Raw genomic sequence first — 14,916 nt, forward strand, 5'->3', positions numbered from 1 at the left:
GGAATTTTATGCGCCCCTCTATGAGCAAAACCGAAAGAAGACAATCGAGAATTTTGGCTTTGCAAGTGTTTTTTTGTTATGAACAGCAGGGCTTTGAAAGCTCTATAGAAGATGTTTTTGAACGAGTCGTTTCGCTTTCGGACGTGGAAAAAACTACAGAAGAATACATACAAGAACAAGAAAACGGAGAAATTAAAAAAATTCTTCAAACTGCGGCGGACAGTCCGTCAACGCTTAATGAAAACGTTAAAAATTATGCTCTTGAGATTGTAAAATTTGCGGCTCAAAATCTAAGAGCGACAGACGTAATACTTTCAAAATACGCACATAGCTGGTCGTTTGAACGTATGAGTGCGATGGATAGAAACTTGCTTAGAATCGCCGTTGCCGAATTAGACGAAAAATTTGCCGTTCCGCCGCCGGTTGTAATAAACGAGGCGATAGAAATAGCAAAAATTTTTGGAACGGACGATTCCGCAAAATTTGTAAATGCGATTTTAGACAAAATTAAATATGAAATTTTAACCAAAAATAAATAGGAGTTTTTATGGTAAAGCAGGCAAAACTTATTGAAAATCTTGTTGGAGCGCTGGTTTTTCTTATAGCGTTGGCGACGTTTTTTTTCACGATTGCGCCGACGGTTTCGTTTTGGGACTGTGGAGAATACATAGCGGCGAGTTATACTTTGGGTATTCCGCATCCGCCCGGCAATCCGCTTTACATTTTGGTCGCACGTATTTTCACGATAATATTTTTCTGGACGCAGCAGGTCGCGTTTAGAATAAATTTACTTTCGGTCGTAACGGCGGCGGTTACGGCGTTTTTTCTCTATAAAATTATTGTATTTTCTATGAAAGACTGGTTCGGCGAACTTGACGAGCGATGGAAAATCGCGACTGTCAGTATTTCCGGATTTGTCGGCGCGCTTTTTGGGGTTTTCAATTACACTTTTTGGTTTTCGGCTGTGGAAAGTTCGGTTTATATTCCAGCGATTTTGACGATAGTTCTTAACGTTTATATAGTTCTTATTTGGTCAAAATCCAAAGAAGAAAACCGTGACAGATATTTGATTCTATTCGCGTATTTGGCGTTTTTGGGTATCGGACTTCACATGATGGCGATGTTTGCGCTGATGCCGATATTTTTGTATATTTTGCTTGTCGATAAAACAAAACTTACCGATTGGCGTTTGTGGGGCGTCGCGTTACTGCTCGGTTCAATAGTTTATAGTATGGCGGCGTTTTTCTTTGTAGTTCCGGTACTTTTGGTTATGTCGGCGATTTACGGTTTCGTTCCGCAAAAAGAGGCGAAAATCATTTCTCCGTTCGTGGGCGCGATAACGCTTTTTGTGATGTTTAAACTTCTTGTCACCCCCGAAAATTCCGACGATATCGGGATGATAACGCTTGTTTCGATTACGCTTATAATATTTTCGGTCGTAAACGCCGCGTCTAACGACAGGGATTGCGAAAAAAAATGGAAATTTGCGTTTTTAATCGTGCTGTTTTCTCTTCTTGGATTTTCCGTTCACGCATATATCCCTATTCGCTCGTCTCTTGAACCGATTATCGATGAAAATCATCCTGTCGTTGAGATGAAAAACGGTAAATTGGAATGGGACGCTTTCAGAGGATTTTTGGAAAGAAAACAATACGGCAGCGAGTCTATGATAACCAGAATGTTTCATCGAAGAGGCGCGCTTGGAACGCAGTTCGGCGTTGATTCTCATATGGGTTACGGCGGATTTCACATAACGCAGTTTTTCCATTTTGGCGAAAGTATCGTAAGCGATAGAACCGCCGACGACAGAAATTCGATTTTGGGTGAAAATAATTTTTTTAAAAGGTCGTGGATTTTGCTTATATATTTAATCCCGACATTTTTTATGCTTTGGGGTTGGAAATACTGGTTTGAAAAAGATCGTAATAAGGCGATTTTGTTTGTGTCTTTGTTTTTGATTACAACGGTTGCGATGGTGCTTTATATGAATTTTTCCGACGGGAAACACTCGGAAAAAGCCGAATATGAACATTGGGTCAATGCGGGCAAACCCGGTCCGATGCCGACGGTTCATCGGGAAGTACGCGAGCGGGATTACTTTTTTACGCCCGGATTTATGTTTTTTGGGCTTTGGATAGGGCTTGCGGCAGGTGCGCTTTTGCATAGAAGTTTTACTTCAAAGAACAAAATAGATAGAAAATTTGCGCAGGTTTTAGCGGTTTTGTTTTGTGCGTCGCCGGCGTTGCCTTTTGTGCAAAATTACAAGGAAAACAATCGCGCAAACGACTGGATTCCATACGATTACGCCTATAATCTGTTAATGTCTTGTGAAAAAGACGGCATAATTTTCACCAACGGCGACAACGACACTTTCCCGCTTTGGTTTTTGCAAGAGGCGGAAGGAATTCGCAAAGACGTCAGAGTCGTAAATTTGAGCTTAGCGAACACATCCTGGTATATTAAACAGCTTAAACGGCTTGAACCGAAAGCGCCGATAAGTTATTCTGAAAGCGACATAGAAACCGGAAGAGTGGCGCATCAAAGAAATCCGCTCAAAAATCCGACAAAATATTCGCTTCCAGAGGCAAAAATCGACATCATTCTTCCATCGCCGGACGAACTTCCTATTTGGCGTATTCAGGATTTGCTGGTCGTAAATATTATTGACGCGAATGCGTGGAAAAAACCGATTTATTTTTCATCGACCGTCAGCGACGATAACATGATGGGATTTTCACCGTATCTCAAATTTGAAGGAATGGTAAGCCGTGTGATGAATACCCCAGTAGAGTCAAGCGATTACATAAATTTTGACAGGACGAAACTTCTTTTGGACGAAATTTACCAGTTTAGAAGTTTGGGCGACAATTCGACGCCTATGAGTGAAACTGCGCGCAGAATGATGTATAATTATTCGGCGGTATTTATTCAGTATTCGCACGGGCTTCGCTCAAAACTTGCTAGGATAAAGCGCCAAATTAATAATATTGACAATCAAATTACTTCGGCTGATATTGCAAAAGCGGACTTTACGGGAATAAAACAAACGTTTGAGACGCAAAAGGATTCGCTTGTTTCTGCTCATAAAGAGGTTTTAGAAGAAATAATAAACAAATTGGACAAATGTGTCGCGTTGATGCCGTGGGACGAACGTCCAAGAGGTTTTCGTCACGAATTTTTGATGGAACAAGAATTATACGATTTGGCGGGAAAACGCCTTGACGAGGCGCTGAAAATAGAGCCGAACAACCGCTATTATCTTCGCTGGAAAGAGGATTTGGATAGGAGAGGATAATATTAATTTAAAGTGTCCAATTCCGAGAATAACAAAAGAATAGTGAAAAATACGTCGGCATTATTTTTTTTCAAAAACAATAGTAATAAAAATGTCGTTTTTTATTTTTGAATATATTATTTTGAGTAGAAATTACAAGCATATTGAGTAGAAATTACAAGCATATTGAGTAAAAGTTACAAGAGAAGGATGTGATGAGCGAAAATTCAAGGTATTTGCTTAAACAGATTTTGAGCAGGATAGAAGAAAAGAGACACTTAATTCAAGTGATAACAGGTCCCAGACAAGTTGGAAAAACTACCTTGTGCAAGCAAATTTTATCTCAAATCAAAATGATTTCGCAGTATCATACGGCAGATTCTATAGTAAGCGTGAATGGAGAATGGATAGACAATATTTGGGAATCGCTACGTAAAATAATGAAACTGAATCAAGCAAATGAGGCGTTATTGATTATAGACGAAATCCAAAAGATAGATAATTGGAGCGAATTTGTCAAAAAAAACTGGGACAGCGATACTTTCAACGACATTAATATAAAGGTAATAATTCTCGGCTCTTCAAGGGTTCTTATTAAACAAGGGTTGTCGGAATCGCTTTTGGGGCGTTTTGAGATGAACGTTCTCGGACATTGGTCATATTGTGAAATGCGCGATACTTTCGGTTTTACTCCCGAACAATACGCTTATTTCGGCGCATATCCCGGAGCGGTTAAACTTATAGGAAACGAAAAAAGGTTTAAGGAATATATACGCGATTCGATAATTGAGGCGGTTGTCAGTAAAGATATTTTGCAACTCACTAGAGTAAATAAACCCGCATTGCTTCGACAGTTGGCGAATGTCGGAATTTCTTACAGTTCGCAAATTGTTTCTTACAACAAACTTTTGAGCGGTTTTAGCGATTCTGGAAATACGACGACGCTCGCACATTATATTCAGCTTCTTGACGAAGCCGGTATAGTTTGCGGATTACAAAAATATTCACAAAAAAACATTATTCAGAAACAATCAATCCCAAAATTTCAAGTACACAATCAATCGTTGTTTTGTACGCTTCAACCGTTTTTATACCCAAAAATTACAACGGATTACGCCTTGTGGGGAAGATTTGTGGAAAGCGCGGTAGGGACGCATTTGATTGCGGAAAAATCGCGGCTGAACGGCGGAAAAATTTGGTATTGGAGAGAGACGCAAGGGCGAAACGCCTATGAGGTGGATTTTGTTTTTGAATACAACGGAAAAATACTAGGAATAGAAGTGAAAAGCGGAAGCGGGCAAGTTAAGAGTTTCGGCAAGTTTAAGGAATGTTTTCCTGACGCTATGACTTTAATTGTCGGCAGAGACGGTATTTTGTGGCGGGAGTTTATTGCCGGAAAAATTGAACATTTATTTTAATCAAGATTTATATTCTTTTGACTAGGCAAATCATATTTTCTATTTGAAATAATCAAATCCTAAAGGAATTGCAAAAAATATGTACGTTATTGATGTCGATTCAAAAATCATTGAAATCAATGGAACAAAAGTTTTAGTGGACAGCGATGTCGCTTCATTGTATGGAGTTGAAACAAAACGAATAAATGAGTCGGTAAAAAATAATCCCGATAAGTTTCCCGAAGGATATATAATTGCTATCGGTAAAGATGAAAAAAGCGAACTGGTCGAAAATTTCGACCGGTTCAATTCGCTAAAGCATTCATCCGTTCCGATTAAAGCGTTTACCGAAAAAGGTCTTTATATGCTTGCCACGATACTCAAAAGTCCGCAAGCGACACAGACGACTTTGGCGATAATTGAGACATTTACAAAAATTTGAGAATTGACGAGAACGGTTGGTGAATTGGCTAATAAAACGACAAAAGAAGAGAAAGAACCTCTTATGCAAAAAAGCGGAGAAATTATTTCGGATATTTTAGGCGACGCTTTAAATGTTTCCGAAACAGAAACGACGTTTGAGATAAATTTGGCTGTGATGAATTTGAAACACACTGTTCGACGTAAATAAAAAACGAACTGTTGCCAACTGAATATTATTTAATATTCGCCGGAAAGAAGATTTAAACAAAAGAGGGGATAATATTTATTTAGGATGTCAAATTCCGAAAATAACAAAAGAATAATAAAAAATACTCTGGCATTGTATTTTCGTCAGATAATAACGATGGGTGTGTCGTTATTTACTTCAAGAATCGTTTTGCAGACGCTTGGCATTACCGATTACGGAATAAATAACGTTGTCGGCGGCGTGGTGGCGATGTTTGGGTTTCTGAGCAATTCCATTTCTGCCGGAATGGGACGTTTTTTTGCATTTGAAATCGGTAAAAACAACTATGATAAATTAAATAAAATATTTAGCCTGATGATAATTTTATTTTTATTCACAGCGATAATATCGGTTATTGCTGCGGAAAAACTGGGATTGTGGTGGGTAATTCATAAACTGGTAATTCCACCGCAGCGCATAGAGGCTGCGATATGGGTATTTCATTGTTCTGTGTTCTGTTTTTTTATTTCGCTGATGTTATCTCCTTATATTTCATTAATAATTGCACGTGAAAAGATGTCTTTTTTTGCTAAAATGAGCATTGTAGATGTAGCTTTGAAACTTTTAGCAGTATTTTTGTTAGCATTTTTACCGCACGATAAGCTTAAAACGCTTGCAACATTTTTTTGTTTTACAAGCGTTATTAATTTTTCTATTTATTATTGCTATTGCAGGAAAAACTTTCCTGAAAGTAAATTTAAATATTGTTTGGAGAAATCGCTTTTTTATGACATTGCAAAGTATGTTGGGCTTATGATGACCAGCTCTATTGCAATTATTTTAAGAGATCAGGGCGTAAATATTTTAATGAACATGTTTTATGGGCCGGCAATAAACGCCGCACGAGGAATTGCATATCAGATAAATACGGCTGTATCATCTTTTATGGGTAATACTCAAACAGCAATTAAACCGCAAATCATCAAATCTTATTCTTCCGGGAATTACGAGTATATGCAAAATTTGGTAATTAGATTTACCAGAATCTTTTATTTTATTATGTTGTTTTTATGTGTTCCCATAATATTCAATATTGACTTTATATTAAAAATGTGGCTTGGAATTGTGCCGCAATATTCATCCGAATTTACTGTAATAGTTTTATTAACAGCTGCATCTTTGTGCTTTACGACACCGTTAACGGAAATAATAAACGCTACCGGAAAAATAAAAAGAAAGCAGATCGGGTACACATTTTTTATACTGTCTGTATTTCCAATTTCATATATTTTATGCTGGAACGGGTTCTCGCCCGTAATTGTTTTATGCCCCATATTTTTCATTGAAATTTTTATTTACATTTGGGGAATTTTTTGTTTAAAAAGACTATTGTCTTTTCCGTTCAGGAAATACGCTTTTGAAATCTTCCCAAAAATATTTATAACAACTATAATAACATTGACCCTCCCAATTCTTTTAAATTTAATTTTTGAAAAAACTGTCATTTGCTCAATAATACTGCTTCTTATCTGTTTTTTATGGACGGCGTTTATTATTTTTATTGTCGGATTGACAAAAAATGAAAGAAATATTGCAATTAAGCAGATTAAAAGCAAGTTACATTCATGGAGCAAAAATGGGAAATCTGGTCAGCATAATAACTCCGTCATATAATTGTGGGCAGTATATTAACAAATTATTAGACTCTGTTTTAAGTCAAACATATAAAAATATAGAAATGTTTGTTATTGATGACGGCTCGAAAGACGATACGAAAGAAGTCGTTGAGCAGTATATAGAAAAATTTAAAAAAAACGATAAAAAATTACAATATATATATCAAGAAAACACCGGGCTGCGAAATATTAACGGCAAGTATCTTGTGTGGCCTGATGCGGATGATTGGTATGAGACAGATACTGCGATAGCTGATTTAGTTGATGTTTTTGAGAACTCACCGGACAATGTAGGTATAGTGAGAGGGATGCAATATATCAGGGACGAGAAAACATTTGAGATAGTTGGCAAAAATGGAGATGAAACAAGAAATTATCCGAAGAATTTGTCAGAACAGTGTTTATTTGGCGGTTGGGATTGGTGGTTTTCTCCGGGAAGCAATATGATAAAAACCGAACACTTATTTTATTACTACCCAAATAAAGAAATTTATTGGAAAAATTTTTTCGGACAGAACATACAATTACAGTTCCCTATTTTGTTCAACTATGATTGTATTACAATGAACAAATATATTTACAATGTAAGGCAGAATTTGAATAGTGATTCGCGGAAAAAAATACCTTATGAAAAACAGATTTTAAGATTTACCGAACTTAAAAATATGCAAATAACACTTTTCGATGTTGTAAAAAATATTCCAATAGCGGAAAAAAATAATCTTTTGAATAAAATTAACTTGAATTTTGATATTAATTGTATAAATGCCGCTTTTAATAATAAAAATAAAAAAGATGTTAAATATTTTTATTATGACTTATTAATTAATAATCCAAAAAATGCAAATATTTATAAATGGGAATATTGGGTTTCCCAATTACCTTTCGGTTTTTTCATTTATAAAATTATTGTTTTCATAATTAATCAACCGAAACGAATAATCCGTAAAATTCTTGGTCAAAAATTGACCGCAAAAATCAAAAGTGTCTTGAATAAATAGTATTTTGGGTTATGGAAATTCTTAAATCAAAAAATCTTTGCAACGGCTGTCATGCGTGTTTCAATGTTTGCCCAAAAAATTGTATTATTATGCAGGCGGACGACGAGGGCTTTTTGCAGCCGAAAATAGACGAAGAAAAATGCGTTGGTTGCGGAGTTTGCAAAAAAACCTGTCCGATGAATAAAACGCAGGCGCAGCGAACCGGAGAAGCAAAAGAAGTCATAGCGTTTGCCGTTATAAATAAAAACGAAGAAATCCGCATGAACAGTTCGAGCGGCGGTGTTTTTACACTTCTTGCAGAAAAAATCATTTCAGAAAACGGTGTCGTATTCGGCGCAAAATTCAACGACGATTTTTCTGTAAGTCATAACTTTTGCGAAACAATCGACAAAATTACGGATTTTCGCGGAAGCAAATATGTTCAAAGCGAAATAGGGGATTCATATAAAAAATGTAAGGAGTTTTTGAACGCTGATCGACTTGTGTTGTTTAGCGGAACTCCCTGCCAAATCGGCGGATTAAAATCATATCTGCAAAGGGACTACGAAAATTTAATTTGTGTAGATATTATTTGCCACGGCGTTCCTTCGCCTAAAATCTGGAAAAAATATGTTGAATTTCGCGAAAAATTCGGCAAAGCCGAAAGCCGGAAAATTGCATTCAGGCGCAAGAATTGCGGCTGGATGCAATATTCCGTCTCATTCGCTTTCGCAAATGAGACGGAATATTTGGAAACGCTTGGAAACGACTTATTTATGCGAGCGTTTCTCAGCGATTTGTGTCTGCGAAAATCATGCCATAATTGCGGGTTTAAGGCAATAAACAGAATTTCAGATATAACGATTGCAGATTTTTGGGGCGTTCAAAATGTTTTGCCGGAAATGTTTGACGACAAAGGAACTTCGTTGGTTTTATTGCAATCTGCAAAAGGACAAAAAATTTTTGACGAAGTAAAATCCGCTACAGATTTCGTACAAGTTAATTGTGAAAAATCGGCGCAGTTTAATCCGGCTGCATTTCGTTCGTGCGTTGAGCCGAAAAACCGGAACAATTTCATGAAAAACATTGATAAAATTGCCTTTGACAAACTTGTGATAAAATATACGAAAACTTCCTTTTACAAAAAAATATTTTCTTTAATTCGTAGAATTTTAGGAAAAATTAAAAGATTTGCCGTGATAATTGCTGGGGGGGGGGGGGTAAAATCATTGTATTATAATTTTTTCAACCCAAATATTGAAATAGTCGGAAAATCTTGGCTGGTTTTGCAGAATAGAGTTTGTTTGGCAATTGAAAAAAAAGGAAAGATAAAAATTAATGGAAAACTTACTTTCGGCAAACTGCGAAAGAAATTCCCTAACAATTTAACCAGAGTATATGTGCACAACGGTGGGAAATTGGATGTTGACGGCAGTTTTCAATTTTTGGGGAACAATACTATTTTAGTTTATGAAAACGCCGAACTTTCTTTTTCGGACGGATATATGAACGAGGAGGCGACCGTTAGCTGTTCAAAAAAGATTTCGATCGGAAAAGGAACTATTATAGGAAGATACGTAATTATTAGAGATTGGGATTCGCACGAAATAATTTACGAAAACGGAGAGACGTCAAAACCTTCTCCTGTCAAAATTGGAAATAACGTTTGGATCGGCGAGCGGGCGACGATTCTAAAAGGCGTGAATATCGGCGACGGGGCGATAATTGCGGCGGGAGCGGTAGTTGTAAAAGATATTCCTGCACGTTGTATTGCGGCGGGCGTTCCTGCGAGAGTAATTAAAGAAAATGTGAGATGGAAATGAAAATCGGGATAATGACATTTTGGTGGTCAAAAGACAATTATGGACAACTTTTACAATGCTATGCTTTGCAAAAATATTTGCAGGATATGGGGCACGATGCATATTTGATACGATATCTTACCGATTATGACAATATTATGAAAAAAACGCCTTTTGCACCTGTACCGTACATAAAAAAAATGTTAAAGGCACTTAATCCCATCAAGCTATATAATTATTTATGTTATAAAATAAAATCAATGGCTGTAGTGCGAGAAAACAGAATAAACGATAAACGGAAATTTGAAGATTTTCGAAAAAAATACATTAAACAATCGGAAAAAATATACTATTCTTATGATGAATTAAAAAGAAATCCGCCACAAGCAGATGTATATATTGTTGGCTCCGACCAAATATGGAATCCTGATGCTTTCCTTTCAAAAGAAAAACCGATGAGAGCGTATTTTCTTGATTTTGGCAGTCCTCTGACAAAGCGAATTTCGTATGCGCCAAGTTTTTGTCAAGAAAAATTGAGTGATGAAATAATAAATATGATAACACCGTTATTACAGAAATTTAGCTATGTGTCGGTAAGAGAAAAACCAGGTATAAATATATGCAAATCATGCGGTATTGACAATGTCGAATGGGTTCCTGACCCGACCATGCTGTTAAATGCGGATGCGTACCGCGCATTATATAGAAACGAAGTATTGGAAAAAACAAATAAACGTTATTGCTTTTTTTATTATTTAAACAATTGTTGTGATTTTTCATTTAAAACCATATATGATTGGGCAAAAAAGAAAAATCTTGAAATTGTATATGTTTCTGCAAATTTAAAAATTGACAAGTATAAAAAAACTTATGCAACAATTCCGGAATGGATTTATTTGTTGGAACATGCAGAATATGTTATAACAAACTCTTATCATTGTGCGGTTTTTTCTTTGCTGTTTGAAAAAAAATTTGGAATTATTTCTCTTTCGGGAGAACTTGTACGTCTGAACGACAGATTAAATTCATTGTTTGAGCAATTTCAATTGGAAAAAAGGTTTTTAGATTCTAATTTTTCCGTTTTGGACAAAGAAATAAATTGGCAGTTTATTTCTGAAAAATTTCAAATTTTACGAGACAGCTGCAGGCTAGCCGATTTTATTTGAATAATATAATTTAGGGGAAATAAAATGAAAATACTCATAATTAACACATTAGACATTTACGGCGGAGCTGCAATAGCGGCGTTTCGTCTTCATGAAGCATTATTACAAAACGGCGTTGATTCGACAATGTTAGTCCGTGAAAAAAAAAGCGATGTAAATACGATTATTACTTTGCAGAACAAAAATTTGCGGGAAAAAATTATCGGTAAGTTAAGCAAAATTATAGGAATAACTTTAGAAGGATTGTTTCTTATTAAATACAGAAAAACTATTACGAAAAATTTTGGTTCGTTTTCGCAACAAATTGTCTCAAACAGAAATCTAGTTAAAACAATAAATGCTATAAACCCCGACATTGTTCATTTACATTGGATTTGCTACGGATTTTTATCAATAGAAGATATTGCGAAGATTAAATCGCCAATAGTTTGGTCTCTTCACGATATGTGGGCTTTTACCGGGGGATGTCACGTTGTTGCAGAACAAGTTCCGCAACATAGTGACAAAGGGATGTCACGTTGTTGCTACGACATAGACAAAATGTGCAATAAGTATGTTGAAAATTGCGGTAATTGCGGCGTGTTAAGAAGCGTTAAGAAAAAGGATTTAAGTTTCAGAATCTTGCAGAGAAAAAAGAGAGTTTTTGCAAGAATAAAATCAATGACAATAGTAGGAGTCAGCAAATGGATGACAGATTGTGCAAAAAAAAGTGCGGTGTTTTCAAATAGAAGAGTTGTTTGTTTGCCAAATCCTATAAACACAAACGTTTTTAAGCAGATGGATAAAATTCAAGCGCGAAAATTGTGGAATTTGCCGATAGGCAAAAAATTGATATTATTCGGAGCGGTTTCGGCAACTTCTACGCCGTATAAAGGTTATGATTTGTTGATAGAGGCGTTGAATAAAATTTCTTCACCCGATATTGAATTTGTTGTTTTCGGTTCAAGTGAGCCGAAAGATTCGCCAAAATTACCTCACAAAATTTATTATTTGGGACATCTTAACGATGCGGAAAGTTTAGTCGCTTTATATAGCGCTTGCGATGTAATGGTACATCCGAGTATGCGTGAAGCGTTTGGGCAGACAGCGTCGGAATCTTTGTCTTGCGGGACGCCTGTTGTCGCTTTTGGACATAGTGGGTTGTTAGATGTTATTGAGCATAAGGAAAACGGCTATTTGGCGCAGCCGTTTGACACATCCGATCTCGCAAAAGGTATTGATTGGGCGTTGAATGCTGAAAATTATGACGACCTTTGCAAAAACGCCCGCGAAAAAGTATTGCGTGAGTTTAACTACGGAGTTGTTGCAAAAAAATATATTGAGTTGTATAAAGAGGTGTTGAAAGAATAGGTTTTTATGGTTTTACCGTTAGATAAATAGTATTTTCTCCTTTGTATATATTAGGGAGATAATATTGTTTGAAAATTCTCAGAATCTTTTGAATCAAATAAAACTCGGAGAAGACGCTACTCTTGAATTTAAGTGTTTGGAATTTTCGGGCGCTTCGGTTTGTGCCCCGCATCGCAATTCAATGTCAGACGAATTAGCGGCGATGGCAAACACAAAAGGCGGCGTATTTATTATTCTTATAGACGATAAAACGCGCAGAATAATCGGCATCCCCACAGAAAAATTAGATATTGCCGAAGAGTGGCTGCGAAATATCGCAAACGATTTGATAAATCCTCCGCTTGCCCGTTTGCCTGTGAATGTCGAACTCGTTGACGGTAAAAGAGGTTTCATTATGGATAAACGAGGAGACGGCGTGCCGATAATATATTCCGAAAGCGTTCGTGTTTCCGGCAGAAAGCCGATATATGAATTGATTGACGATACCGAATTAAAACTTACTGTTTTTGCCGGAAAACCGAATGTATAGACTACGTGATAATAATGGAGTCTTTAAACGATATTGACAAACCTTGTTAGGATAGCGAAAACAGTTTTTGAGCAGCCATATAAAAATATTGAATATATCATAATCAATAAGGGGAGTTCTGATGGAACGATTGGATTTATTAAAGATAATTAGAAATCGCTTGCAAAAAATGTTGAATTTGATTTTGCCGCGTACAATTGATAGTCATATTACTTTTTTCAAAAAAGAGAACTTATGCGAAAATAAAAAGAACATGACTATATCCATAGTCACACCTTGCTATAATTCAGGGAAATATTTGGAAGAGACTATATTATCGGTTTTACAGCAGAATTATCCAAATTTAGAATACATTATCATAGATGGCGGAAGTACAGACAATTCTTTGGATATAATAAAAAAATACCAAGACAAGTTGACGTATTGGGTATCGGAAAAAGATAACGGAATGTATGATGCTATCCAAAAAGGATTTGAAAAATCAACAGGTGAAATAATGGCTTGGATAAATGCCGATGATATGTACCATAAAAATTCGTTCTATATCGTTTCAGAGATTTTTTCCAAATATCAAAATGTCGATTGGTTAGTTGGGGCTATGGTAACTTTTGACGAATGTAGTAGAGGGGTGGGCGTAACCCGTTCTAAAAAATTTACAAAATATGATTTTTTGTCGGGTGATTTTAAGTGGATTCAACAAGAATCATGCTTCTTTCGTAGATGTCTGTGGAAAAAAGCGGGAGGGTATGTCGACTGTTCATTGCGCTATGCCGGGGATTTTGAACTGTGGTTACGGTTTTTTAGACATGGACGCTTATATGTTGTTGATGCGTTGCTTGGCGGTTTTAGAATGAGGACTTCAAACCAACTTTCATTAGAGGGTATGCTAAAATATTTGGAGGAAGCGACAAATGCCATTAAAAAAGAGCGAGGCCGGAGGATTGTGATTTTTAAAATAGCAAGGTACAAAATTATATTTGGAATTTTAAGCACGTTGTCTAAATTATTTATGAAAATTGCAGAAAAATATAGACAACTAGAATTCAACACATCCGAAAACATAGTGTTTAATAGAAATACGCAGACATTTGAAATAAAGTGAAACCTTGAAAAAAAATTAAAAAAAGAGATTTAAAATGAAAAAAGAAGAAACACGGTTTTTAATATATACGACGCCGAAAGAAAATGTAAAAGTTGACGTGATCGTAAAAGACGAAACGATTTGGCTGACGCAAGCGCAAATTGCGCAGTTATTTGATGTGGAAATACCGGCGATAAGTAAACATCTAAAAAATATTCTTGATGAAGGTGAATTAGAAGAAAAAGCAGTTATTTCCAAAATGGAAACAACTGCTTCCGACGGTAAAAACTATCTCGTTAAGTATTACAACCTTGACGCTATCATATCTGTCGGTTATCGTGTAAATTCTTCAAAAGCGACGCAATTTAGAATTTGGGCGACTAAAACGCTGAAAGAATTTGTTGTTAAAGGTTTTGTATTAGACGATGAGCGTTTGAAGCAAGGCGAGACCGCTTTCGGGAAAGATTATTTTAGAGAACTTTTGGAGCGGGTTCGTTCCATTCGGGTAAGCGAACGCCGTATTTGGCAGAAAATCACAGATATTTTTGCGGAATGCAGCGTTGATTATAACAAAAATTCGCAGATAACTCACGATTTTTATGTAATGGTACAAAATAAATTCCATTATGCTATTACAGGACATACGGCGGCCGAAATTATACACTCAAAAGCGAATAGAAATGAAAAGAATATGGGACTTCAAACGTGGAAAAACGCTCCTGACGGTCGTATTTTGAACCTTGATGTGAAAATTGCAAAAAATTATTTGTTTGAAAACGATATAAAGCGGTTGGAGAGAACGATCAGCGGTTATTTTGATTACGTAGAAGACCTTATTGAGCAAAGAAAAACTTTTACGATGGAAGAATTTGCAGAAAGCATAGACAAGTTTTTGTTATTCAGAGAATACAAAATTTTATCGGGTAAAGGCAAGATTTCAAAAGTGCAAGCTGAACAAAAAGCAAACGAAGAATACGACGAGTTTAATAAAACACAAAAAATAATTTCAGATTTTGATAAAAGAGTAAAAAAATTAAAAAGGGATAATTAA

12 protein-coding genes and 2 pseudogenes are annotated in these 14,916 nt (G+C 36.0%); all 14 read left to right on the top strand.

Annotation, left to right across the window (positions count from 1 at the left end; translation table 11 throughout):
- The first annotated feature begins 20 nt into the window (after positions 1-20).
- The 14 genes and pseudogenes from nusB (at position 21) to LBH98_10390 (ending at position 14,916) form a co-directional block, all read left to right on the top strand.
- Positions 21-539, top strand: coding sequence for a transcription antitermination factor NusB (gene nusB / locus LBH98_10325; GenBank protein MDR0305142.1), 519 nt, complete (start codon positions 21-23; stop codon positions 537-539).
- Between the two features lie 8 nt (positions 540-547).
- Positions 548-3,295: a DUF2723 domain-containing protein gene (locus tag LBH98_10330; protein ID MDR0305143.1), complete on the top strand. Its 2,748-nt coding sequence runs from the start codon at positions 548-550 to the stop codon at positions 3,293-3,295.
- A 194-nt stretch (positions 3,296-3,489) separates the two neighbouring features.
- Positions 3,490-4,692, top strand: coding sequence for an ATP-binding protein (locus tag LBH98_10335; GenBank protein ID MDR0305144.1), 1,203 nt, complete (start codon positions 3,490-3,492; stop codon positions 4,690-4,692).
- A gap of 79 nt (positions 4,693-4,771) precedes the next feature.
- A complete protein-coding gene (locus LBH98_10340) occupies positions 4,772-5,113 on the top strand; it encodes an ORF6N domain-containing protein (GenBank protein MDR0305145.1) in 342 nt (113 codons plus the stop codon).
- A gap of 3 nt (positions 5,114-5,116) precedes the next feature.
- The gene (locus LBH98_10345; GenBank protein ID MDR0305146.1) at positions 5,117-5,302 is read left to right on the top strand and encodes a hypothetical protein; all 186 of its coding nucleotides are present in this window, start codon (positions 5,117-5,119) and stop codon (positions 5,300-5,302) included.
- 156 nt (positions 5,303-5,458) lie between these two features.
- A complete protein-coding gene (locus tag LBH98_10350) occupies positions 5,459-6,955 on the top strand; it encodes a hypothetical protein (GenBank protein ID MDR0305147.1) in 1,497 nt (498 codons plus the stop codon).
- On the top strand, positions 6,918-7,958 hold the full coding sequence (locus tag LBH98_10355; GenBank protein MDR0305148.1) for a glycosyltransferase family 2 protein: 1,041 nt from the start codon (positions 6,918-6,920) through the stop codon (positions 7,956-7,958). Before LBH98_10350 ends, LBH98_10355 begins: the two co-directional genes overlap by 38 nt.
- A gap of 11 nt (positions 7,959-7,969) precedes the next feature.
- A pseudogene (locus tag LBH98_10360) lies at positions 7,970-8,926 on the top strand (Coenzyme F420 hydrogenase/dehydrogenase, beta subunit C-terminal domain).
- A 654-nt stretch (positions 8,927-9,580) separates the two neighbouring features.
- Positions 9,581-9,760 (top strand): annotated as a pseudogene (locus tag LBH98_10365) (maltose O-acetyltransferase).
- Complete coding sequence (locus tag LBH98_10370) at positions 9,751-10,905, top strand: polysaccharide pyruvyl transferase family protein (GenBank protein ID MDR0305149.1); 1,155 nt, start codon at positions 9,751-9,753, stop codon at positions 10,903-10,905. The pseudogene LBH98_10365 and the gene LBH98_10370 overlap by 10 nt, the downstream one beginning before the upstream one ends.
- Before the next feature lie 24 nt (positions 10,906-10,929).
- Entirely contained in the window at positions 10,930-12,255 is a 1,326-nt protein-coding gene (locus tag LBH98_10375; protein MDR0305150.1) for a glycosyltransferase family 4 protein, read from the top strand.
- Positions 12,256-12,319: 64 nt separating this feature from the next.
- Positions 12,320-12,784 carry an ATP-binding protein gene (locus LBH98_10380; protein MDR0305151.1) on the top strand — a complete coding sequence of 155 codons (465 nt, stop codon included), beginning with the start codon at positions 12,320-12,322 and terminating at the stop codon, positions 12,782-12,784.
- A 121-nt stretch (positions 12,785-12,905) separates the two neighbouring features.
- Positions 12,906-13,886 (top strand): glycosyltransferase, encoded by a 981-nt coding sequence (locus LBH98_10385; protein ID MDR0305152.1) that lies wholly within the window; start codon positions 12,906-12,908, stop codon positions 13,884-13,886.
- Positions 13,887-13,920: 34 nt separating this feature from the next.
- Complete coding sequence (locus LBH98_10390; GenBank protein ID MDR0305153.1) at positions 13,921-14,916, top strand: virulence RhuM family protein; 996 nt, start codon at positions 13,921-13,923, stop codon at positions 14,914-14,916.

The organism is Chitinispirillales bacterium (assembly GCA_031254455.1).
Lineage (GTDB): Bacteria > Fibrobacterota > Chitinivibrionia > Chitinivibrionales > Chitinivibrionaceae > WRFX01.